Consider the following 22,979-nt stretch of genomic DNA (forward strand, 5'->3'; position numbering starts at 1 on the left):
GTGAATTATAAACCAGAACAACAGATGCCCACCAGCTTATGGCGAAAACCATAGGCCGGTGGGCATCGGGTTCTTTATAAGGGCTTAACCTTCCAGTTTGCCGTGGTCACAGCCAAGCGACAGATAACGTTCCATCCTTCCACCAAGCACAAGCTGAGCGTACTCCAAGGGCTTATTGTAGAGCAGCCAGTCCAGTTCTGCCCGCTGTGCCGGGGTGTTGCCGTACTCGTCCTCCATGGCGATGCAGTCGATGGCAAGAGTGGTGTATGACGTTCGCAAACGTAGCAATGGCCAAACCCCTTTAGCATATAATATGATTGAGTGTTTTTAAATTTAAGTGCTTGAACTTACGTCCTTTTGTGGTATAATAAAGCTAGAGGATAGCGGCATTGACCAGCTATCGGTGGCGATGAAGCAGTGGACTGGTTCGGTATCAGCCGATTGTGGAGCCAGACCGTGGGTTGAGCGTGAACCACAAGCCGAATAGATTCGATGAATCGAAAGAAAACGCTTAATAGGAGCCTTGCCTTTCGGCAGGGCTTCTATTTTTTTGAGGGAAGGTGAAAATGTGCAGGACGAACAGCAGGATATTTTGTATCGGGCAGCAGAAGTCTGGAAAGAACTGACCGAGTACCACTATGTTTTCACCTACGGCTATAAGGGTGAACTGCACGAGATCAGGCTGACATTTTCACCAGAGGACTTCCCTCACCTTGCTGGGTTCCACTACCTGAAAGACATCGCCTTGCCCCGGTATAGTCCACGCAAGACGGTTGATATGATTCTGTCTGATAAGATCACCTACGACAAGGTAAAGAAGGGTACGCTCTATCAGGGGTATGTGAAACCGCGTCTGCTGGCACTGGTGCGGTTGAAAGAAATACTGGAACAGGAGTTCGATTTGTTCTCCTATATGCCCCAGTTTTATCCGTTCGTGACCAAAATCAAAGCGGATTACCTGATTTCCAGCCGGATTGAACCAACTGCCTTTGTGTTCATTATCCGGGAATCCCCCTCTGGCAATGCGGTATGTGACTTTCTGTGCTGCTCTGCTTTTGAAGAAAGTGGCCGTGACTACCGTGCAAACCAACGTTCTCGAACGCTTCTGAAGAAAGAGCGTGTACATATTGAAACGCAGGATACGGTGATTCTATATGACCGCTTGCCGAAGAATCTCGATTAACAAAACGATGCCCACTCACTCATGGAAAAACCATGGGCGGGTGGGTATCATTTTCTTTGCAAATAAAAGGGACATCTACAACACCGTGGTGCTGTCCAATGTCCCTTGCGACTGACTTTATCGTTGTCCGCCAACCTCAGGCTCCTATGTCCTGCATCGCTTTCGGGTTTTATCGCTGCCCGCCAGCCTCAAGCCCCTACGTCTTGCATCAAATCGGATTTTAAGTGTCAGCCACACCAGCGGAGTGACGTCCGCTCTCCTGTTTATAGTATATTCGATTGGTACTCAAATGGCAATGGCCTTTCAAGGTAATCAATCTTCCAGTCTGCCATGGTCGCAGCCAAGCGACAGATAACGCTCTATCTCTCCACCCAGCACAAGCTGGGCGTACTCCAAGGGCTTATTATACAGCAGCCAGTCCAGCTCTGCCCGCTGTGCCGGGGTGCTGCCGTACTCGTCCTCCACGGCGATGCAGTCGATGGCAAGAGTGGTGCCATCCTCGAACCGGGCTTCCACCCGGTTGGTGTCCATATTGAAGCGGCAGGAAAGCAGTTTGTTCATGGTGAACCTCATTTCTATATCAAACGGTGTCTGTTCGGATGTCCTAAACCCTGCCATAAAACCGGTGGTTGATTTGTCCATTGGGCTTTGTTTTGCCCGTCTGCACATTTTTGCACACTTTTTGCACACCTGAATAGCTGGATAACGGTTGCAAAGTATTACACTGTATGCAAACAATGCGGTGTGTGCAAAGGCGTGTTTTGCGATGATACGATGAAAATGACGCTTCTTCGAACTTTTGGAATTTGACGAATGATGCGCCTTGGATTCTTTTAATCAGAGGGCCAGGGATTCGAGTTCCCTCGAGCGCACCAAAGAAAAAGCCATGATTCATCGTTCAAAAGACGGTTTGAATCGTGGCTTTTCTTTTTGCTTTATTGAACTTTTCTGGCCGGATTTTGCGACATTTTTGCGACAGATACAAAAATGTGAGAGCAAGAGCCGTGGACAATGAACGAACCATCAAATAAAATCAGGCCGGTGAAAAGTGAAATTTGGAACAAAAATTGTGATGGAACACGGTGGCCTTATGGTGGTCAGTGCTCCTTTTTTTGGTAGTCTGGGATTTTAGACAGTTCATTAGCATGACGGAGGACTGCAGTTTGACCTGTAGCGTTCATCTTTTTCAAAATATGACCAATCTCTTGTACGATTTTTTCTTGCTGAGACCAGTCTTCTTTGTCATTAAAATCTATACGGTTGTTATCTAGTCCAAGTTCCGCACGTAATTGCTCTTTAGAAACATGGTTTTTGGGAGCGATTTCATCCAAAGCGTCCAAAGTCCATTTCCTTTTACATGTGGATGTTACAAATCCACCGCAGAACTCAGCATCTTCTTTCTTGACCTGTAAAATTTCCAGTAGCTCCTGTATGGCATTTTGTATCCTATTTGCTGTAGACCCAAACTGTTCGATATAGGACAGTCTCTCGTTTCCATCCATTAAATCGAGAGGGTCTATGTCCAGGGCCTCGGCTATCCGTTCAAGGGTCTCTGTTTTTGGATTTCTTGTGCCATTTTCCCACTGCGCAACATTGACGTGGGTGATTCCAAGAGCCTTCGCAAGATCTCCCTGGGTCCAGTTCTTTCTCTTTCTTGCTTGCCGGATTAACTCCCCATTACTCATCGTTGTTTCTCCCTCTGAAGATAAAACTAAATGTAAAACGGTATGATTCTGATATTTGCTTACATTTTTAAGGCCAAAACCATACCGGAAAATCTTTTTTAATTTAATGAAATTGAAACTTGACGACAAAACAGGCCTGTGCTACAATGATATCGAAGGAAGCAATCTGGTCGGACAGCTGCGGTCTCAATCACCGCTGTTCGGCTCCCGATGCATACCTTTAATAAAACGGGAGGTTCAAAACCATGACGAACACAATCGAGTACCCCATCCACTACCCCACCATGGCTACGGTGAAAGAAGCCGCAGCTCGGTTTGGGGTTTCACCCGCTTACGTCCGCAAACTTTGCCGGATGGGTAAAATTCGCTATACCATTATATCATCGCGCAAGTGGCTGGTCAACGTGGACACGCTGGCAGAGTACTTTACGCAGGGTGATCCGGTCGAACAGGAACCGCAGGTCGTCAACGGGGTCCGCCGCATCATTTCTTAATAAGGAAGGAGGGTGATTCTCGTGGCTCAGGTTACGAGACGAGAGAAGAAGGATGGGACAGTTTCCTATACCATCCGGGTGTACAGTGGCCGAACTCAGTCAGACAAGGTCATCACCCGGTGCAAGACCGTAACGCCGCCCGCCGGGATGGGCAAGAAGAAAGCCGAGAAGTGGGTGCAGGAGCAGGCGATGCTGTTTGAACAGCAAGTCACGAACGGCATGGCACTGGACTCGGATATGCTGCTGGACGATCTCATTGACCGGTGGTTTGAGGAGTACGCCAACAAGCATCTCAAGCCCAAGACCTTGTACGATTATAAAAGGATGAGACCAAGGATCACCGCCGGTCTGGGGCACCTGAAGGTGTCCAAAATAAAACCAGCGCACCTGATGGCGTTCTACGATAATCTCGAAGAGAAGGGCATCCGGCAGGACAGTTCTTTTACGGCGACCGCTGCTCTGCTCAAGTTGCTGCCGCATGGAACACGTGGAGCACTGGCAAAAGAAGCCGGAGTGGGTCAGGATACAATGAGGATGGTCTATGCGGGCAAGGGTGTCAGCAAACGAACTGCCGAAAAGGTATCTGCCGCAGTGGGACTGGCTGTTTCCAGAGCTTTCAACGAGCACCCGAAAAAAGGTGGAAAACTGAACAGCAACAGCGTCCTGCACTATCACGCCATGCTGTCCAGTGTATTCCGGAAAGGGGTTCAGTGGGGGCTGATCAACGAAAATCCCTGCGCACGAGCAGAACGTCCGAAAGCTTCAGAAATTGATGTGGAGACGCTGGACGAAGAGGACATCGCCAGGCTTTTGGAGGCGCTTGCTGGTGCACCGGTACATTTTAGTGTGATCACACAGCTGGCCTTGCTGACGGGTGCCAGAAGAGGCGAAATCTGCGGATTGCGCTGGTCGGACATCGATTTCGAAAAGGGGACATTGTCCATTAAACGGACGGTGCAGTTCATCCCCGCAGAAGGAATCGTATTCACATCACCCAAGACCAAGCGTTCCCGGCGGTACATCCGCATCGGCGCAGACTGCCTGGAACTTCTGAAGGAGTACCGACAGCACCAAATTCAGGAGAGGCTTCGAATCGGGTCCAAGTGGGCACGGAAAGTGACGATTGAAAATGGCAAGGTCGTAGACAATGACATGCTCTTTACCAGATGGAATGGGGAACCGCTGGACCCGGAAACGGTCTCAACATGGTTTCCGCGTTTTTTGGAAGAGCACGGTCTCCCCGCAGTCCACTTCCACAGCCTGCGTCATACCAACGCCAGCTTGCTGATTGCGGCTCATGTACCAATCACAACGGTTTCGGGTCGGTTGGGCCATGCACAAACATCCACGACCTTGAACTTCTATGCGTCAGCCATCCAAAGTGCTGATGCAGCTGCTGCCGATGCGCTGGAAGGTGTCATCAAGATTCGGGAAAAAGCTCATGCATGAGGTCTTTAAAGTTTACCACTTGAAATTAGTTAAAACTAACTGCTGGGGTTATATTCAGGAGGATATTGTAGGATGAGTGGAATGTAGGGTAAAGGACGTGCTCCGCCGGGAGTATAGCTGACTTTGAAAATATCGCCCTTGTGGGGCAACGAAATGATAAAGGAGTACGATTATGTTAGATGTGTATTTTGGCAATATGGACGGTGTGGAGGTTCATGCTGAAACTCCCGAAGAAGAGCAGGAGGCGGCATTCATTCTGAATAGCGCTCTGTCCGGAAAGACAACATTCTTAGGTGGGTGCCTCTGTCCCAGCGAAGCGGATTCTACGGTGAGCAAGGGCTTCCGGCTGATGCTGAGCGAAGGGACGGATTTGTATGTTACACCGGCGCTGGATGTGGACGGTACACCCGCGCTGGAAATTTGCTGCACTACAGCGAATGAGGAACAGCAAGAAGCGGATGAACCGGCGTATACGATGGAACTTGGAATTGAACCAGCCAAGGAGCACTATACGCTGCGTGACTATATCGCCGTAATGTACCAATTTATCTGGAACCTGACAGACAACGAGTTGATGTTGATGGGGCACAATAAAAAAGAAGGCAAGAATCGGCTTGGTTTGGGAATCGAAATGATCGATATGCTGGCAGATTACAGTGAGGAAGCGGCAGAAGAAGAATTCTGGGACTTTATGGATACCAATTTTCCGGGAGTGAAACTTTCCCTTGAAGCTGAACACCGTAAGCCGTCCAGATGGAACCTGTTATGGAGCAAGTGATGATAGAAAAGGCAATTGTAAAGGAGAGCTACTATGGAATACAACTATAATAATACGATGACTATCAGCACATCTGGCCCTAAGAATGAAATGAATGCTCGGTGGGCGCTGCAAAATACGTTGGAAGGAAAAGCTTTGGTGTATAACGAGTGCATCAAACCCCTTGTTGGCAACAGGCCGCTTTGTGAAGGTGTGACCTTGCGGTTGGGTGATAAACCAAAGCAAGAGGCAGATACGGAAGTGTTCCTTGTACCAGGAATAAATGACGACGGCGAAGCCGTGCTTCTGATTAGATGCAGATCATGCGATGAAGAGATGCCTTTGTGTGAAAATGAGTCCCTGGATGAAGAACCGAAACGGTCTAGGGTTCCTGCATACACGAGAATCGTAAAAGGGTATATCGAGCAGATGGGTCAAGAAGAACTGGAGGCAATCGGACTGGACGAGGATAGCGGACGAGATCATTTGTTGGCGGCACTTGATACGATTGATAGGCTGTCCACGTACAATGATGAAGAGGCATGGGATTCGTACTGTGATTTCATGGGCAGGAACTTTTCGGGAATATGGTTTTGCCCACATGAAGATCTGGATTTGGAGGAGATGGATGATAAGGATAAGCTGGAGTGGGTTTATGAATCCGACGATATGGAAGATGAGTGGCCCTTTTGACCCCAAAATAAAAGCCGCTTTGCCTGATTGCGACAGGCAGAGCGGCGATAGAAGTGGGATAATGTTGTCCAGACAGTTTCCTACCTCTATTTTAACAGATACAGGGATATTTATCAAGAAATGATTGTACCCCGCACATGGTCTGGCAGAGCGGCTGGGCTATGTGCTTTTTTATTATATAGAGGAGGCACTACAATATGAAGACAAGAATGCCATTTGGAGGCTTTTTCCTGAAGCTTTTGGATGAACAGAATGGAACTTGCGAATATGAGGAATATCAGCGTAAATGCGAGGAAGAGCCACTGACTGAAGAAGAGCAGAAGGAGCAGGCGGAACAAGCTAAGGCCGTGAATAAAGAACTGGAGCGGCTGAACGCGGAGTCCGAACAGAACAAGCCGGAGGTCGTTCCAAAACAGCAGTTGGAATTGATCCCGGCGGAAACTATGCGATGGTCATATGCATCTGAGATGATTGGTGATGAATTTCAGCATTGGGGAAATGGAAGGGTTATTCTGGATATGGGAACGGGCTGTGGCAAGAGCGAGTTTATTATCCGGAAGATGGCTGGCTGGGCGGTGGACCAAATGTTGCATGGGGACAACAGCAATCGCATTCTGTACCTCTGCTCGCTGACGATTCTAAAAGAGGAGCTAAGAAGTCGGCGCAAAGAGGAAGCCTTAGCTGCTTTTGGATCAGAGATGGTGAATGAATGGGACCTGTACAAGGATGTCCTGACAATCGAAACTTACCAGCATATGGAAAAGCTCTGCCGGGGCGATGAAAAGGATCAAAAAGAATTGGCAGAACTACTGGCGCATCACAGGATCATTGTGACGGATGAGTGTCACTATTGGTCCGAGTTTTCCTCGTTCAACATCAACACCCACTATTCACTGGAAGCGATTCTGGTAGCAGAAAAAGACCATACCGTCGTCTACATGAGCGCAACAGGGCAGGATACATGGAAGCTTATAGAGGAACAAGGAGGTCCAACTTCACCTGAACATATTTACAGGCTGCCCCAGAGCTATGAACATGTCAAGGCAGCCTATTTCTACGCTCGTTATAATCTGGTGGCGATCCTGAAGAACCTCCCGGCGGGTGAAAAGGCTATTGTGTTCGTGGAAATGGGCGACGATCTGGTGGAGATGGAGAAAATCTTCGGGGATGCCGCCGGGTATTACTGTTCACCTTACAACGAAAGATATCAGAAGAAATACAGTGATTTATCATGTTGTGTAAAAGATGGTCGGCAGCTGAAAGATATTCTGTTCACGACAAAGGCTATGGGGGTGGGTATCGGCATCAAAGACCGTACGGTGAAGCACATTTTTATTGATCAGTGGCATCCTCTCGAAATAGCTCAGTCCCTTGGACGCAAGAGAACTTTGGATGCGGACGATACCTGCACTGTTTACTTTCGGGACTATGGCCTTGACTGGTACTGGGGCACAAACAGCGGCCTGAAAAAGTTTCGAAATATGCTGCTGACAAAATATCAACCGGCACAGGCGTATATAGCAGGCGAAGAAGAATTTGACAAGTATCTGCACAGTGACACCCCGGAAGTAATCCAGAAGCGCATCGATAAGAGCAAAATACTGGAACATAATGTGGTGACAGGATACCATCTGAACCCGCTTGGTGTCAGGCAGGTGAAGAATGATCTCGAGATGCTGTATGACATTATGGGGATGAAAAGCTACCCGGAGGCTTTTATGAAGTATGCGATGTTCGACCTGCACCAGCCAATCAAAGCGTATCGGTTTAAGGATCTGGAAGAGTGGCTCTATGCGCATTTGAGTCAACCGATGAATCCAGAAGAAATGACAGCAGAAATTATAAAGTTTGGATATATTGAACGCTATTACGATAGAATGCCAGGACAAGTGAAATTGAATGACTGGCTTCAAGGGTATGAAGTCAAAATTGTGAGTGACAGAGATAGAAGGCGCGGCGAAAATTATCAGACAATGTATTGGAAATTGATTGAGATGCGTCAGAATTTGTAATATAAATAATATAATACACGACAAAAAATGACGCAAAAAATCTTTTTTTGTCTTACATGTAGAACAAGGAATGTGATATAATGTCTTATATAATAGACAACACGAGCGGAGGGAGGAACTGCTATGAACCACGATCTGCTGAAGAATATTATCTACGATCAGCACGAACTGATCCAAAATGCTGACATTGTAGCCCGTCCATCGTATAGCTTTGAACCGAATGCCAACTATGTTCTGGTTGGACTGCGCCGGGCTGGAAAGTCCACATTGCTGTTCAAAATTGTACAGGACCTGGTTGCAAAGGGAGTTACGTGGGAACAGATTATTTACATCAACTTTGAGGATGAGCGGCTCTCTGAGTTCCAGAAAGAGGATTTTAATGACATTCTCTCTGTGCAAAGCGAACTGAGCGCAGAACGGGGTTACTTCTTTTTCGATGAGATTCAGATCGTTCCGGGATGGGAAAAGTTCTGCCGTCGGATGGCAGATGCCAAGGAGCACGTCTATGTGACGAGAAGTAATGCCAGCATGTTAAGCCGAGAAATCTCTACAACACTGGGCGGACGCTATCTGACGAAATACGTTACTCCGTATGACTTTGACGAATACCTGACTGCACAGAATGTTCCCCATGATACCAGAGCACTGCTCCAAACCAAGGCAAATGGACGCATCCGGAGTTATTGCGCGGAATATTTGCAGTATGGAGGCTTTCCGGAGGCGATTCAGTACACGGCAAAGCGTGAATACATTTCCAGCGTCTATCAGAAGATTCTTCTCGGTGACATCATTACACGGAATGGTATTCGGAATGACTATGCCATCAAAATTCTGATGAAGAAGCTGGCAGAATCTGTTAAGAGCGAAATCTCCTACACAAAGCTGCATGGTATTTTGAAATCCATCGGTATTTCAGTGGGAAAGGAAAGCATCATCGACTACATTCAGTATGCAAAGGATGCTTACCTGATCTTCAGCGTTCAGAATTATTACGCCAGATTTGCAGAGAAGGAAAGCAACCCGAAGTACTATTTCAGTGATAATGGTTTGCTGAACCTGTTTTTGGATGATAAGAAGCCGTCACTGTTGGAGAATGCGGTTGCGGTTTATCTGACGCAGAACCATCCGCAAGACGTATTTTATCTGAAATCTCCCAAGACTGGAATCGACATTGATTTTTATATTCCGTCGGCAAGGCAGGTCGTTCAGGTGGCGTATTCCATTCAGGGGGATGCCTATGAGCGCGAAGTCGGAAATCTGAAAAAATTTGCAGCCACCACGACAGAAACGCACCGTTATGTGATCGTGACGTATGAAGAAGAAAAAATCATCAATGACTCTGACGTTAAGATCGAGGTTGTGCCTTTGATGAAGTTCTTGTTGAAGTGCTGATGGCGGATAAGGAATGCAGCCTCTTGCATTTCCATTTATTCGGGTCTTATGGTGACAGGTGACCGGGGGGAGTTAAAAATCTGGAAGGCCGTGCGCATTCTGTGAAATCGGAAAGTTGAGTATTCTCCCCAGACTATGAAAAAATCGGACCTCTGCCTTTGCGTAGGCAGGGGTCTTTTAGCATAAAATAAAGCAGTTGTGTACCCTTCTGCAAAAAAAGAGGAATACTAAAAAGCGGTATCTTGAGTAATGGAGAAATTAGAGTGATTTCCTTTGATGCTTTTCCGATAGCAGCGGGGTTCGGTGGGCTTGGACTCGCTGCCGGACAGGAACCATGCAGCATTGCTGGCGCTTCCGCGCAGCTTTTTCAGCATCAGCGATAGCTGCTTTGGGATGGGAATTTCCCGGCGGGAGGTGCGGGTTTTAGGCGTTTGAATGACTACCTTTGTATGACCGTTTCCACAGGAAATTCGGCAGACAGTCCGATTGATGTTCAGCGTGCCGAGTTTCAGGTCAAAATCGCCCCATTGCAGGCCGCAGATCTCACCAATTCGGAGCCCCAATTCCAGCCCCAGTAGTATGCCGATCTTGCGAGGCGTGGGGTTCGCCTGTACATATTGATGAAGTCGCTGCTGTTCCGCCGGGGAGAGAGGCGCAGAAATTTTGTCGAGGACTTTTGGCAACGCAACTTCCAGCTCCATTGGACGAATCAGACGTAAATGAGCAGCATATTTGCAGATACGTCGCAGCATCGAGAGGCATTCCCGGGCAGAGGAGTTTCCCAGTGGCTTGTGTGACGCATCTGTAGGCGTGATGATCTGCTGCATGGTCTGCTCCAGAAAGCTCTCCTCAAGAGATGCAACGGGCACTTTGCTCAAAATCGGAAGAAGATATTTGTGCAGTGTGTACGAATAATGCGCATAGGTGGATTCTTTTATACTGTTCCGCAGGGAATGCAGCCATACCTCGGCCAGTGCTTCAAAGGTCAGGTCAGTTCGATTCAGGTTGTAGAACCCCGCCTCCGCTTTTCTCTGGATTAGTACCCGTTTGACCTCCGCATAGGCCGTTCCGTAAACGTAACCCCATTGGATCTTTCCCTCCGGTGTGCGCGCCTTGATGTACCTGCCTTCCCACCAACCGTCCTTACGCTTGCGAATGTTTTCTCCCCGTCGCGCCATCGCTGTTTCCTCCTGCTGTTTAGACCCTCATCTGACCCCTTATTTTCTCATTCTTCGTTTACAGCTGAAATTATTATACAGAACTGGGCATGACACAAAAACAATCCGGCCTTCGTGATGTTTTTTCAGGGTCAAATGTGATACATTTATGATGATTTCTATTGAATCCCAGATATAACCATGATAAAATAAGATGAGATTATAGACAATGATGTCAAAGGAACGGTATCCTCCATTTTCCATGTGAAGGATACCCCTGAATTGCGGAAAGGGGTGAACAAGGTGGCTTTATTAAAGTTATGCTCTGACGCAAAACTTCTAGGACTGACAGCAACAAACGTCCGATATCTGGATAATGACCGTGATGTGTTTGAAGAGCATTTCGATGGACATATTGCAAGTGAGATGACCCTTGGCGAAGCAGTCGTCAGGGGTATTTTGCCTGCTCCGAACTATGTGACCACCGTCTATCAGTACCAGAAAGACTTGGCTCGCTACCAGACGCGGGTGGACAATTTACGCTCTCCCGGCATTCAGGATGCGAATCAAAAGTATCTGGATGCCCTGCGCCGTGCCTTGGAACAGACAGATGGATTAGATAAGGTTTTTGAACATCATATCACAAACAAATCCGGCAAGTACATCGTGTTCTGCGTCGGCAAGGAACACATGGACGAGATGGTGTCCCATGTGCCGGAGTGGTTTGCAGGGGTCAACCCAGATGTGGTGTACGAAGCCTACTCCAATGATCCGAATACGGACAAGGCGTTTGCGGACTTTAAAACGGACACCAGTGACCGGCTGAAGTTGGCACAAGAGCCTAAGAGGAAAGGCGAAAGTCTGAATGTCTTAGCTGACCATAAAACGGGAGAAGGTATCGGTTGGTGTAGTCGGTCGTTTGACCCGGAGTAGTTACTTCAAAGTGGGTCAAAGAAGTTGTGAAAAATGCAAAAAGCTAAAGGAGTTATTGGGGTATTATGTCAAAATTTCAGCATGATGTGATGTTGAAGATCGTAAAAATCATCGATTTGGTAATGATCACAATTCCGTTTGCACTTTGTTGGGAGCTGTATTATTCGTATCAGGTCTATGCAAAGTTTGGTTGGAAGGGCAACTGGGCCATGATCGGTCTGTTTGCGGTGTTGTTCTTTCTGTTAGGTAAAGTCTATGATGCGTTCTGGATGTCTTTGCAGCGCATTTCAGAGTTGATCTACGGACAGGTGCTGGCAGCCATGGCAACCGATGGCATTCTGTACATCGTCATCTGCCTGATGGCCCGGCGGCTCTGCAATCTTCTGCCGGGCATCGCAGCGATTGCCGGACAGATCCTGATGGCCTCAATCTGGGCGAAGTTGGCGCATGGATGGTACTTTAATACATTTCAGGCCCAGCCGACTGCAGTCGTTTATGATGTTCGTCATGGATTGGAAAAGCTCATCAATGAGTACGGTCTTTCAAAAAAATACGATGTCAAGATGACCTTGAATGTTGAGGAATGCCTGAACGACCTGAGCCTGCTGGATGGAATGCAGAGCGTGTTCATCAGCGGTGTCCACAGTCATGAGCGCAATATCATCCTGAAATACTGTGTGGGACAGGGTATCAATGTGTTCGTGATCCCTCGTGTGGGCGATGTGATTATGAGCGGTGCTCAGCCGATGCATATGTTCCATCTGCCCATGCTGCGTGTGGGCCGCTACATGGCAAGCCCGGAGTTCTTGTTTGTCAAGCGTGCCATGGATATTGTGATCTCGCTGGTGGCACTGGTTATCCTGAGTCCGGTGTTTCTGATTACGGCTATTGCAGTCAAATCCGATGGTGGTCCTGCTTTTTACAAGCAGGTTCGCCTGACCAAAGACGGTAAGCAGTTTGAGATTTTGAAATTCCGCTCCATGCGTGTGGATGCCGAAAAAGACGGTGTGGCGCGTCTTTCCACTGGTGACAAAGATGATCGTATCACGAAGGTCGGCCATATCATCCGAGCCTGCCGCTTGGACGAGTTGCCTCAGTTGCTGAATATTCTAAAAGGTGATCTGTCTATTGTGGGTCCACGCCCGGAACGCCCTGAGATCGCCGCCCAGTACTGCGAAGAGATGCCGGAGTTTGCATTGCGGCTTCAGGCCAAGGCGGGGCTGACCGGCTATGCACAGGTGTACGGCAAATACAATACCACCCCCTACGATAAGCTGCAGATGGATCTGATGTACATTGCACATCCCAGCCTGATTGAGGATCTGAAGATTATGCTGGCAACCGTGAAGATCCTGTTTATGCCTGAAAGTACCGAGGGCGTGGCAGAAGGTGCAACTACGGCGATGGGGCAGGAAAAGTGTGAGGAGAGCAAGAAATGAAGAAATTTCTGATTGTGGCTCATTACAGCCGATTTTTGGTGCAGTTTGAACTAAATGATGTGAGATTGTTGCAGTTGATGGGATTTGAAGTTCACTATGCAACAAACTATCAGCAGGAGGATATGTTCTCCGGTGCGATAAAGATAATTCAAGAAAACGGAGTGATCTTGCATCAAATTGACTTTGTGCGCTCGCCTTATAATATTCCGGCAAATATTAAGGCGTATCGCCAGTTGAAAAATTTAATGGTAAAAGAAAAATTCTCAGGGGTACACTGTCACACACCGATGGCGGGTGCTCTGGCAAGACTTGCAGCCAATGCGACCAGAACAAAGCCGATTCTTTATACCGCCCATGGCTTCCATTTTTACAAGGGCTGCCCGCTAAAGAACAAACTCATCTATCAGACAGCAGAAACTTTCTTGGCCCGCTATACGGATGCACAGATCACCATCAATCGAGAAGATTTTGCAGCAGCGCAAAAGTTTCCTCTGCGTGGGAAAGCATACTATGTGCCCGGCATTGGCGTGGATGTGAAGAAGATTTCTTCTGTGCAGGTTGACCGAGCAAAAAAGCGTGCGGAACTGGGGATTCCGCAGGATGCGCTTGTGTTTATATCCGTAGGGGAACTGAATGAAAATAAAAACCATTCTACGGTGATCCGTGCCTTGGCAAAAGCAGATATCGCCAATAGCTATTACCTGATTTGCGGCGAAGGAAAATTAAAGCAGCAGCACTTTGAATTAGCACAAAAATTGGGAATTTCTGAGAAGGTGAAGCTGTTGGGCTTCCGGACCGACGTGAGCGAAATTCTAAGAGCCTGCGATTGCTTTGTGTTCCCTTCATTCCGAGAAGGACTGTCCGTTTCGTTAATGGAAGCGATGGCTACAGGATTGCCGTGCATTGCCAGCCGTATTCGTGGAAATGTGGATTTGTTGGAGAATAGTCGATATCTGTTTGAACCAGCAGATGAAAGTGCGCTCTGCCAATTGCTGAAAGATGCGGCGAATGGTGTGCAGACCGAGCAAGAGTGTGCACAGAACCGGGAAATGTTGAAAAGGTATGATATTAAAAATGTCAGCAAACAGATGCAAGGTATTTACTCTGCTGCAATTGAAGGTACTACGACAAATGAGAGTTTTACATCTATTAAAAAGTAATAAATATTCTGGCGCAGAAAATGTTGTGCTGACTATTATGGACGCGTGTCCGGATATTGAAATGATTTATGCCTCTACGGATGGACCCATTCGTAAGGTGGTTGAAGATAGAGGACATCGGTTTTATCCGTTGGAAGAAACATCGGTTCGGATGGTGAAAAAAGCAGTTGGCGAACTGCAACCGGATATTATCCATGCGCATGATTTTACCATGGCAAGCACGGCGGCATGGGCGGCTGGAGATATTCCAGTGATAGCACATCTGCACAACAATCCACCATGGTTGAAAAAAGTTGGCGTAAAGTCAATAGTCTTTGCACTAGCGTTACCCAAAATACGGCAGGTTATCAGTGTTTCAAAAGCGGTTGAAGATGAATACATTTTCCGTGGGTTAATGAAAAATAAAAATACTGTTATTGGTAATGTGGTAGATGCAGAAGATGTCCGTCAAAAAGCACGGGAAAAAAGTGACTGCAAGCCGGTGGATTTGGTGTATTTGGGCAGAATGTCGTTGCCGAAGAATCCGTTGGAATTTTGCAAGATCGTGTGTGAAGTAAAGAGACTGTTTCCTAACATTACAGCAAGGATGATCGGAGACGGAGAACTGATGCCGCAGGTCAAGGAATACATTTGTAGCCACGAGTTGGAAGATATAATCGAGCTTGTTGGTTTTCAAAGCAATCCTTATCCATACCTAAATGCTGGAAAAATTATGGTAATGCCCTCAATCTGGGAGGGTTTTGGGTTAGCAGCGGTAGAAGGCATGTGTCTTGGCAAGCCTGTCGTGTGCAGTGGTGTTGGTGGACTGGAAAATATTATAGATGAATCCTGCGGAGCAAAATGTAGGACAACAGATGAATACAGTAGAATACTTCTAAAACTGTTGAAAGACAATACCACATATGAGGTTGAATCGAAAAATGCAATGCGGAAAAGCGGAAGGTACACCGACATGAAGAAGTATGCAGATGATATCTGCAGAATTTATAAAGCGGCAATAGAAAGATGAGGAAAACACCGGTGGATTATTGCTTGAGATTAGATGATGCATGCCCACAGATGAATGCAGAAAAATGGGCAGGAGTAGAAAGAATTCTGGACAAATATAAAGTCAGACCGATCGTCGGTGTGATTCCTGAAAATCGTGATCCGGATTTTGTTGCAGTTGCAGATGAGAACTTTTGGGAAAAAGCATGTGAATGGCAGAAAAAAGGCTGGACGATCGCATTGCATGGTTTACATCACGAGCTGCATTTTCACGAGCCCAGAGGATACTACCAGCTTTCACATTCCAGTAAAACAGAATGGGCAGGGAAAAGTAGCACAGAACAGTATGAAATGTTGAAGCAGGGATATCAGATACTCAAAGAGCATGGACTAACGCCGACCTGTTTCTTTGCGCCTTGCCATACCTATGATGAAGCAACCGTCAAGGCGATTGCATTGATGAAGACGGAAGGGTGTCCTATGTATATTTCGGACGGATATGCCCTTCATCCGTATCAAAGAGATGGCGTTTATTTCCTACCGACGCTATTTGATACACCCCATAAGCTTCCAATGCAAGGCATTTATACGTTTGTCTATCATCCTAATAATATGCAGGAACAAGACTTTGCATATCTGGAAGACTTCTTAAAGAAATACGCATCGCTGTTTCGAAGTGCGGATGAAATTATGGAAAAATATGACTCTGTAAAAAATCAGGGAATCCTTGGAAAAATAATAGAACACGCAATTTATTTCCTGAGAGGGATAAAGGGATCTAAGGAGTAAAAGTGTATGGGTGATTTGAAGAATAAGGTGATTTTAATTGGAGGAAATCATCACAACGGGCTGGGTTTGGCCCGTAGTTTTGGTGTAAATGGAATCAAACCGTATGGCATTATTGTCGGCGAGGGCGCAGAGCATGGTTTTGTCCGAAAATCGAAATATTGGGCTAAAACGTGGGTGATTAAATCGGACGACGAAATTGTCGAGTTCCTTTTGAATGCCTTTCAGAATGAGAAAGAAAAGCCTGTTGTTATTCCATACTCGGATGGGGCAGCAGAAGAAATTGATTTGAACCTTGATCGATTGAAGGAACACTTTTTGTTGCCCTCCATTGGTGGACAGCAAGGAAAAATTGCAGAGTTGATGGATAAGCAAAAACAGGTTGAATTTGCTCAAACCTATGGAATTCCAATGGCAAAAAGCTGTGTGGTGGACTTGAACGATATTCGACTGCCGGAGGATATGATCTATCCATGCATCGTAAAGCCGGTTGTCAGTGCAGAGGGCGAAAAATCGGATATTCGTAAATGTGATACAGAAACTCAAACCGTAGTATATCTCCAAGAACTCCGAAAAAAAGGCTATCATCGATTTTTGGTGCAAGAGTACCTGAATTATGATACAGAGTATTTGATGGCGGGCTCAATTCATGAAACAAGGAAATGCTGGATTAATTTAAATAAAATTAGAGTATGGCCTGTTGTTGGAGGAAGTAGTAGCTATTCACGTTTGGAAGATAAGCAAGCAGTTGACGAATTCTACGGAAAAGTAAGAAGTGCTTTCCGCAAAATTGGATACGACGGCCTTTTTGATGTTGAAGCACTTGAAGCTAATGGGAAAATATACTTAAACGAAGTGAATTGGAGAAATTCCGGGGCGGTTTATTATGCGTTGGAGACGAATGTTTATTATCCACTAATATGGTACATGGAAAAACTTGGAGAAACAAAATTGAATAATTATAATATCGAATGTATGAATGAAGGCTTCTATGCAATGGATGAAGCATTGGACTTGAGGCACGTTGTATGTGGAAATATTACCTTGAGACAATGGTTGTGCGATAGAAAGAGGACTAAGGCCTTTGCACTTTGGTATACCCCAGATATGCGTCCGGCAATTGCGCAGTATTTGCACTTACTGAAAGAGTTGATAAAGAGGCATGGAGTGTAACATATGAATGATACGATAATGGTAACGATTTTAACTCCTACATACAATCGTGCCAAAACACTTCCTAAATTGATTGAAAGCCTTTGCGGACAAACAAGCACAAATTTTCAATGGTTGGTAATTGATGATGGAAGTACAGATGACACAGATTCAATTTTCGAGAAGCTAAAAAACTATGATCTTCCGTTTCAGTGGGAATACCACAAAAAAGAAAACGGAGGAAAGCACACTGCGCTGAATTTTGCTCACGCATATATTAAAGGTGAAGTTGTTCTGATTCTTGATAGTGATGATTATTTGACAGATGACGCAATAGAAACCGTTGAAAAAGAATGGCCTTTATATAGAAATTGTGCGGATATTTGCGGTATGAGTTACTTTAGAGGGAAAAAGGATGGAAGTCATCTGAGTGTTGCAAATGCACAGGATGTCTACATTGACGATGACATCCATTATCGGGTAAATCAAAAAATCAAAGGAGATCGTTGCGAGGTTGTGAGGACGGTACTCCTGAAAAAAAATCCGTTTCCAGTTTATCAGGGAGAAAGATTTTTTCCAGAGGGATGGTTTTGGAACACATTGGCGATGAACTACAAAACCGTATACCGAAACAAAACGATTTACATTTGTGAGTATCTGGAAGGTGGCTTGACAAAAAGCGGACGTGCTCTGCGGATGAAATGTCCATTGGGAATGATGGATGATTGCCGGATGTATCTTGACAATAGAGTTTGCATTAGAAGAAGAGTTAAAGAAATGCTGCTTTACTGGGTCTATGCAAGGTGTGCAGGGTATTCTTTGGGGAAAACGCTTTCGACAAGTGGCAGACCGGTGGGAATGATGTTGACTGCTTTGCCGGGTATGATGCTATACAGTTACTGGAAGAGAAAGTATCTGAAATAATGAGGGTTTGGTGTGATTTATTTTCTTGTGATTGATTGCGTATTGTTCTATTCTGCTTGGTGTAGACCAAAACAATCAAAAGCGTTGTATACAACGGCCGTTATAGGACTATGGTTTCTGATGGCATTTCGTAATATAGACTTAGGCGGAAGCGACGCACAGGTATATCAGGAGTGGTTCCACACGGCAGTGCCGAATTTATTGCAGTTTGAGTGGAATCCTTTCGTGTTTCAAAGAGAAATTCAGGACGAATGGGGATTTGGCTGGCTATTTACTCTACTGGCTTCGATTACAAAAACAATTGTACCGACCTATGAGTTTTTTCAAGTGGTTTATGTAACGTTGAGTTTTGGGATTTTGATTTTGATCATAGAAGATATGCAGCTTAAACAGCAAGAAAAGGGGCTTTTTTTGTTTGCATATCTCTCACAGCAAATGATTTGGTTCTTTTGCGTTCTATTGCGACAGAATCTGGCAAATCTTGTTGTCTGGTTTGTGCTGGAACATAAATTTAAAAAGAACGCTCTCATAAAAAAAGCACTTTTACTATATTTGGCAACACTGCTTCATACATCGGCCTATATTGCAATTGCGGCAATTATTGCGTTGTGGGTGATTCGGAAACTTCCGGCTCGAAAAATTGTTCCAGGGAGTCTTTTGATAGGCGTGACTGTGTTTTTTGCTGGAAAAAGGCTGATATCGTATATTCTTTACTTCATGGCAAATTATGTCGACACACGTTACAGTATGTATCTGAATGCAGCAGGGGAATCATCAAATGCCATAAACTTTGTTCTGAGATTGTGCTTTGTGGTGTTACTCTATCTCGAATTCACTCGGAACAGGGAAGATGGTTCTGAAAAAAATCTGTATATTGGAGTGATAGGTTTTCTGATTGGATCGATTCCGCAAGCGCTGGTTGTGCGGATGACAGAATACTTTGCTATTGCAAATAACTATGCAGTGGCAAAACTAAGAAAAATATTTAAGATAAAAGAGAACCGTGCAATTGTGGCAAGCATAGTCCTGATCGTATTCTTTATTGTATTTGTGAGATTTTTGAACGTAAATGCTGATTTTATGAGAAATTATAAATTCCTTTTTTGACAAAGAATCTGATTCCTTATGTTATTGTATAATCCGGAATTAAGCGTATATATAGGGCGTGACACTTTGGTCTATATTGTTCTTCTTATTTGATGCATTTTATCGGTTGAGTGAAAAAAGCATATGAATAATATCAAATTGTCTTATCATTAAATGATATATTTACGTAATCAAGTAAACTACGTGGTTGAAAGGAAAATCAACAAATGCGAATACTTCAAGTTGTAAGAACAATGAATATCGGAGGATTAGAAAACTTTGTAAAAAACATGTTGCAATACTTGAGTGAAAAATGCGACTGTGGCTGCCTGATTTGTGATGAAAAAAAATCAGATCACGAGGATGATCTCGTAAAAGCTGGAATAAAAATTTACCATATTCCAGAGCCAGACAAGACGAAGATAAATCTATATAATAATCTGCAAGCATTTTTTGAAACCCATAGAGAATATGATATTGTCCATTGCCACATGGCTGGAACAAATGGAATTGTTGCAAAGGCGGCAAAAGATGCAGGCATAAATAAAGTGGTATGTCATTCGCATGGAGTGGCTTTGCAACAAGATGAAGCGCTTTCGATGAAGCTGTACATGCTTTGTATGCGAAAACTAATGCAACGACACGCGGATGCTTTTATTGCATGCAGTAAAGCTGCGGGAAATTATTTATATGGGCAAGAGTCTTTTGGAGAAGTTGGCAAAGTGGTTCCGAATGGTATTGAAATCAATCGGTATCGGTATTCAGATGATGAAAGAAACAGCTGCCGTGAGGAGTTGGGATTTAAGGAGTCAGATTTTGTGATTGGTCACACGGGTTCACTTAATGGTGTGAAGAATCAGGAACTGATTCTAGACATTGCAGGTATCCTAAAAGAAAAACGTATTCCTGTAAAAGTTTTGTTAGTCGGTGGAGGGAACCGAGAGCAGGATTTAAAAAAACAAGCCAAAGATTTAAAAATAGAAGAAGATGTCATTATTACTGGAAAACAGATGGGCGTGACAAAGTTTTTAGACGCAATGGATGTTTTCATGTTTCCTTCTAGAAGTGAAGGCTTTGGTCTATCCCTACTGGAGGCAGAAGCAAATGGTTTACCATGTGTTGTTTCAGACAAAATTCAGCCGGAAGTCAAAGTATTGAATAGTGTTTTGAGTGTTAGTCTAAATGAACCGATTCAATGCTGGATAGAGGCGGTAGAAAAGGCGAAGGTGCTAGGAAGAAGTAAAATGGCAAATGAAATTTTGGATGAAAAAGGCATGAGCGAAGCAGCATGTTATGAGACGGTATGGAAAATCTATAATGAGGTACTATCAAAATGATTCTGTATAAAGTTTTATACAAGGTGATTGCTTGCCATCTGCCTGCGTCTGGGACCAGCGTGGGGCCATTTAGAATTGGTGAAATAGGAAGGAAATTTCGGGCATTTTGTTTTTGCGGATGAAATAATGAACAAACTGAGAAAGATATTAACATTGAGAAAAATGTGCGATTGAGTGAGCAGGTTACTTTGGGAAAAAGATCCGGAATTGGCGAAGATTCTATTATCAGTGGAAAAGTAACTATCGGTGATAATGTAATGATTGGTCCAGAGCTAATGTGTTATACAACAAATCATCAGATTAAGCGAACAGATATTCCAATGATAGACCAGGGCTTTTCTGAAATGCACCCAATCATAATAGGAGATGACGTGTGGATTGGGAGTCGGGTCATCATCTTAGGGGGGTGAAAATCGGAAATGGCGCAGTTATTGGTGCCAGCGCGGTTGTTACCCATGATATCCCTTCGAACGCAGTGGTTGGTGGAAATCCAGCTAAAGTAATCAAAATGAGAGAGTGACAAAATCATTGTTGCAAATCGTGGTTGGAGATCAATGATTAATGATGAGTGAAAGAAAAAAAGGTGCAATATTATCATACATTCAAGTGGTTTTAAGCGTTGCGGTTAGTGTTATCTATGTGCCAATTCTCCTACGGTATCTTGGACAAAGCGAGTACGGACTATATCAGATTGTTGGTTCTTTTTTCTCGTACATATCTGTTTTTGAATCATGCATGTCAACGGGCGTACTGAGAAATTATTGTAATGCCTTAGGGAGCCAAGACAGAGAGGCTGCGGATGTGACATTGTCAATGGCAAAAGTCATATATAGAGTGATGGCTGTTTTGATGGCCATTGTTGGCGTTGTTGTACTTTTTGCTTTTAGGCGTTTCTATGCGAGTTCTTTTAGTGCGGCTGAAATGAAAGAAAGTTCAGCAATATTGCTTTTGCTTTTTGCCAATATGATGGTGACCATGTTAGGGTCTGTCTATTTAACAATCCTTACCGGGCACGAAAAATTTACATTTCTGAAGGTGCTGGCTATTATAATTCAAGTAGCACAGCCTTTTTTTGTAATTCTATGCGTGCGAAAAATCCCGTATGCGATTACGGTTTCGACAGTAATTGTGGTGCTCAACGTATTGACCGTCTTGATGCGATACCTATATGTGACCCACAAGTTGAAAATAAAAATCGTAAAGAAGAAAAAAAATCGAAAAGCCATTAGGGAAATTGTTGGACTTTCAGCTACTATTCTACTGGGATGTATTGCAGATCAAATTTTCTGGAAAACTGACCAAGTGATTTTGGGCAAACTTTTTAGTACAGCAGTTGTAGCGGTGTATTCTGTAGGCGCTCAGATTTATATGATGTATATGCAGTTTGGTACTCAAATTGCCAGTGTATTCTATCCGAAAGTTAGCATCTTGTATCAAGAAGAAAACGGAAACCAGAAAGTATCGGATCTCTTTGTGAGAGTTGGGCGAGTGACATTTATGATCATTATGCTAATTCTTTCTGGGTTTATTGTGTTTGGTAAAGAGTTCCTTTTGATATGGGTTGGGGAAGGGTATACAGAAGCGTACTATGTGGCTATTGTGGTTATGATTCCATTTTCGGTTGACCTCGCCCAGAACCTTGCTTTGGCAATTTTGCAGGTGAAAAAGCAGTACGGGTTTCGTGCAAAAATTTATCTGTTAAGTGCGATGATCAATGTTGTTACTACTGTGATACTTACTTCGTATTTCGGTATCATCGGTGCTGCAATCTCGACGGGACTGTCGATGTTCATTACAAGTGGACTGATTATGAACTGGTATTACCTGAAAAAAGCAAGTCTTGACATTGTAAAATTCTGGAAAGAATCTTTTAAGGTTATCGCAGCGTCCATGGCAATAATGATTCTGGCACTTTTGATAAAGAAGTATATATCTTGGAACAGCGCCGGACTGCTTCAACTTGGAATGCAAATTCTCCTTTTTGTATCAATTTATGTGTGTATGATATATAAGTTTATTATGACATCGGAAGAAAGAAAACAGATTCTCGCATTTGTAAAGCGAAAATTATGAACATGCCTATAAGGATTTCTTTATCGTTTTAATTGTGGCTTTTAACAGCTTTAGGAAATTGTATAATAATCGCTAAAAACGAATTATAAGGAGCAGAATAAAATGGGAAAATACTTTGGAACCGATGGCTTCCGTGGCGAGGCCGGTGTGAACCTGACCGCCGACCACGCCTACAAGGTGGGCCGTTTTCTGGGCTGGTATTATAATGCACTGCGGGAGCGCAATGGCAACAACGAGCCTGCCCGCATCGTCATTGGCAAGGATACCCGCCGCTCCAGCT

21 protein-coding genes and 1 pseudogene are annotated in these 22,979 nt (G+C 44.7%); 18 read left to right on the top strand and 4 right to left on the bottom strand.

All coding sequences use genetic code 11. The annotated features are described in order from the left end of the window. Positions 1 to 84 precede the first annotated feature (84 nt). Positions 85 to 288: a DUF6061 family protein gene (locus J3352_RS13360; RefSeq protein ID WP_242699976.1), complete on the bottom strand. Its 204-nt coding sequence runs from the start codon at positions 286 to 288 to the stop codon at positions 85 to 87. Between the two features lie 280 nt (positions 289 to 568). On the opposite strand from J3352_RS13360, the gene J3352_RS13365 reads away from it, so the two are divergent. Next, complete coding sequence (locus tag J3352_RS13365; RefSeq protein WP_243137869.1) at positions 569 to 1,183, top strand: PBECR4 domain-containing protein; 615 nt, start codon at positions 569 to 571, stop codon at positions 1,181 to 1,183. A gap of 312 nt (positions 1,184 to 1,495) precedes the next feature. On the opposite strand, the gene J3352_RS13370 is transcribed toward J3352_RS13365, so the two are convergent. Further along, on the bottom strand, positions 1,496 to 1,744 hold the full coding sequence (locus tag J3352_RS13370; protein WP_097780442.1) for a DUF6061 family protein: 249 nt from the start codon (positions 1,742 to 1,744) through the stop codon (positions 1,496 to 1,498). A 536-nt stretch (positions 1,745 to 2,280) separates the two neighbouring features. After that, positions 2,281 to 2,868: a helix-turn-helix domain-containing protein gene (locus J3352_RS13375; protein ID WP_097772814.1), complete on the bottom strand. Its 588-nt coding sequence runs from the start codon at positions 2,866 to 2,868 to the stop codon at positions 2,281 to 2,283. A 245-nt stretch (positions 2,869 to 3,113) separates the two neighbouring features. On the opposite strand from J3352_RS13375, the gene J3352_RS13380 reads away from it, so the two are divergent. The 6 genes from J3352_RS13380 (at position 3,114) to J3352_RS13405 (ending at position 9,665) form a co-directional block, all read left to right on the top strand. Beyond that, positions 3,114 to 3,362, top strand: coding sequence for a helix-turn-helix domain-containing protein (locus J3352_RS13380; protein WP_097772813.1), 249 nt, complete (start codon positions 3,114 to 3,116; stop codon positions 3,360 to 3,362). 21 nt (positions 3,363 to 3,383) lie between these two features. Beyond that, a complete protein-coding gene (locus tag J3352_RS13385) occupies positions 3,384 to 4,811 on the top strand; it encodes a site-specific integrase (protein ID WP_097772812.1) in 1,428 nt (475 codons plus the stop codon). A gap of 172 nt (positions 4,812 to 4,983) precedes the next feature. Next, entirely contained in the window at positions 4,984 to 5,589 is a 606-nt protein-coding gene (locus tag J3352_RS13390) for a hypothetical protein (RefSeq protein WP_156067507.1), read from the top strand. 33 nt (positions 5,590 to 5,622) lie between these two features. Continuing rightward, entirely contained in the window at positions 5,623 to 6,261 is a 639-nt protein-coding gene (locus J3352_RS13395; RefSeq protein ID WP_156067509.1) for a hypothetical protein, read from the top strand. A gap of 197 nt (positions 6,262 to 6,458) precedes the next feature. Next, positions 6,459 to 8,273, top strand: a complete 1,815-nt coding sequence (locus tag J3352_RS13400) for a DEAD/DEAH box helicase family protein (RefSeq protein WP_156067511.1) — start codon at positions 6,459 to 6,461, stop codon at positions 8,271 to 8,273. 123 nt (positions 8,274 to 8,396) lie between these two features. Continuing rightward, positions 8,397 to 9,665, top strand: coding sequence for an ATP-binding protein (locus J3352_RS13405; protein WP_156067513.1), 1,269 nt, complete (start codon positions 8,397 to 8,399; stop codon positions 9,663 to 9,665). A gap of 227 nt (positions 9,666 to 9,892) precedes the next feature. On the opposite strand, the gene J3352_RS13410 is transcribed toward J3352_RS13405, so the two are convergent. Then, the gene (locus J3352_RS13410) at positions 9,893 to 10,843 is read right to left on the bottom strand and encodes a tyrosine-type recombinase/integrase (protein ID WP_242699977.1); all 951 of its coding nucleotides are present in this window, start codon (positions 10,841 to 10,843) and stop codon (positions 9,893 to 9,895) included. Positions 10,844 to 11,125: 282 nt separating this feature from the next. Between J3352_RS13410 and J3352_RS13415 the strand changes: the two genes are divergently transcribed. The 11 genes and pseudogenes from J3352_RS13415 to J3352_RS13470 form a co-directional block, all read left to right on the top strand. After that, positions 11,126 to 11,755 carry a hypothetical protein gene (locus tag J3352_RS13415; protein ID WP_242699978.1) on the top strand — a complete coding sequence of 210 codons (630 nt, stop codon included), beginning with the start codon at positions 11,126 to 11,128 and terminating at the stop codon, positions 11,753 to 11,755. 65 nt (positions 11,756 to 11,820) lie between these two features. Continuing rightward, positions 11,821 to 13,194, top strand: coding sequence for a sugar transferase (locus J3352_RS13420; protein ID WP_156067515.1), 1,374 nt, complete (start codon positions 11,821 to 11,823; stop codon positions 13,192 to 13,194). Continuing rightward, complete coding sequence (locus tag J3352_RS13425; RefSeq protein WP_156067517.1) at positions 13,191 to 14,354, top strand: glycosyltransferase; 1,164 nt, start codon at positions 13,191 to 13,193, stop codon at positions 14,352 to 14,354. The genes J3352_RS13420 and J3352_RS13425 overlap by 4 nt, the downstream gene beginning before the upstream one ends. Next, entirely contained in the window at positions 14,326 to 15,363 is a 1,038-nt protein-coding gene (locus J3352_RS13430) for a glycosyltransferase (protein ID WP_197036553.1), read from the top strand. The genes J3352_RS13425 and J3352_RS13430 overlap by 29 nt, the downstream gene beginning before the upstream one ends. Before the next feature lie 23 nt (positions 15,364 to 15,386). Further along, the gene (locus tag J3352_RS13435; RefSeq protein WP_197036554.1) at positions 15,387 to 16,130 is read left to right on the top strand and encodes a DUF2334 domain-containing protein; all 744 of its coding nucleotides are present in this window, start codon (positions 15,387 to 15,389) and stop codon (positions 16,128 to 16,130) included. A gap of 6 nt (positions 16,131 to 16,136) precedes the next feature. Beyond that, a complete protein-coding gene (locus J3352_RS13440; protein WP_156067523.1) occupies positions 16,137 to 17,300 on the top strand; it encodes a hypothetical protein in 1,164 nt (387 codons plus the stop codon). A 3-nt stretch (positions 17,301 to 17,303) separates the two neighbouring features. Continuing rightward, entirely contained in the window at positions 17,304 to 18,203 is a 900-nt protein-coding gene (locus J3352_RS13445; protein ID WP_156067525.1) for a glycosyltransferase family 2 protein, read from the top strand. A gap of 12 nt (positions 18,204 to 18,215) precedes the next feature. Further along, positions 18,216 to 19,310: an EpsG family protein gene (locus tag J3352_RS13450; protein ID WP_197036555.1), complete on the top strand. Its 1,095-nt coding sequence runs from the start codon at positions 18,216 to 18,218 to the stop codon at positions 19,308 to 19,310. Positions 19,311 to 19,516: 206 nt separating this feature from the next. Continuing rightward, positions 19,517 to 20,626, top strand: a complete 1,110-nt coding sequence (locus J3352_RS13455) for a glycosyltransferase (RefSeq protein ID WP_156067529.1) — start codon at positions 19,517 to 19,519, stop codon at positions 20,624 to 20,626. A gap of 561 nt (positions 20,627 to 21,187) precedes the next feature. Next, positions 21,188 to 22,699 (top strand): oligosaccharide flippase family protein, encoded by a 1,512-nt coding sequence (locus J3352_RS13465; RefSeq protein WP_156067531.1) that lies wholly within the window; start codon positions 21,188 to 21,190, stop codon positions 22,697 to 22,699. Between the two features lie 102 nt (positions 22,700 to 22,801). Then, a pseudogene (locus tag J3352_RS13470) lies at positions 22,802 to 22,979 on the top strand (phosphoglucosamine mutase); the annotation flags it as partial.

Source organism: Faecalibacterium sp. Marseille-Q4164 (assembly GCF_017377545.1).
Classification (GTDB): Bacteria; Bacillota; Clostridia; order Oscillospirales; family Ruminococcaceae; genus Faecalibacterium; species Faecalibacterium duncaniae.

Coding starts and splice junctions, on each gene's coding strand:
- J3352_RS13425 (WP_156067517.1), top strand. CDS start 13,191: ATGAAGAAATTTCTGATTGTGGCTCATTACAGCCGATTTTTGGTGCAG.
- J3352_RS13455 (WP_156067529.1), top strand. CDS start 19,517: ATGCGAATACTTCAAGTTGTAAGAACAATGAATATCGGAGGATTAGAA.
- J3352_RS13375 (WP_097772814.1), bottom strand. CDS start 2,868: ATGAGTAATGGGGAGTTAATCCGGCAAGCAAGAAAGAGAAAGAACTGG.
- J3352_RS13400 (WP_156067511.1), top strand. CDS start 6,459: ATGAAGACAAGAATGCCATTTGGAGGCTTTTTCCTGAAGCTTTTGGAT.
- J3352_RS13390 (WP_156067507.1), top strand. CDS start 4,984: ATGTTAGATGTGTATTTTGGCAATATGGACGGTGTGGAGGTTCATGCT.
- J3352_RS13465 (WP_156067531.1), top strand. CDS start 21,188: ATGATGAGTGAAAGAAAAAAAGGTGCAATATTATCATACATTCAAGTG.
- J3352_RS13440 (WP_156067523.1), top strand. CDS start 16,137: ATGGGTGATTTGAAGAATAAGGTGATTTTAATTGGAGGAAATCATCAC.
- J3352_RS13420 (WP_156067515.1), top strand. CDS start 11,821: ATGTCAAAATTTCAGCATGATGTGATGTTGAAGATCGTAAAAATCATC.
- J3352_RS13445 (WP_156067525.1), top strand. CDS start 17,304: ATGAATGATACGATAATGGTAACGATTTTAACTCCTACATACAATCGT.
- J3352_RS13410 (WP_242699977.1), bottom strand. CDS start 10,843: ATGGCGCGACGGGGAGAAAACATTCGCAAGCGTAAGGACGGTTGGTGG.
- J3352_RS13380 (WP_097772813.1), top strand. CDS start 3,114: ATGACGAACACAATCGAGTACCCCATCCACTACCCCACCATGGCTACG.
- J3352_RS13395 (WP_156067509.1), top strand. CDS start 5,623: ATGGAATACAACTATAATAATACGATGACTATCAGCACATCTGGCCCT.
- J3352_RS13430 (WP_197036553.1), top strand. CDS start 14,326: ATGAGAGTTTTACATCTATTAAAAAGTAATAAATATTCTGGCGCAGAA.
- J3352_RS13370 (WP_097780442.1), bottom strand. CDS start 1,744: ATGAACAAACTGCTTTCCTGCCGCTTCAATATGGACACCAACCGGGTG.
- J3352_RS13405 (WP_156067513.1), top strand. CDS start 8,397: ATGAACCACGATCTGCTGAAGAATATTATCTACGATCAGCACGAACTG.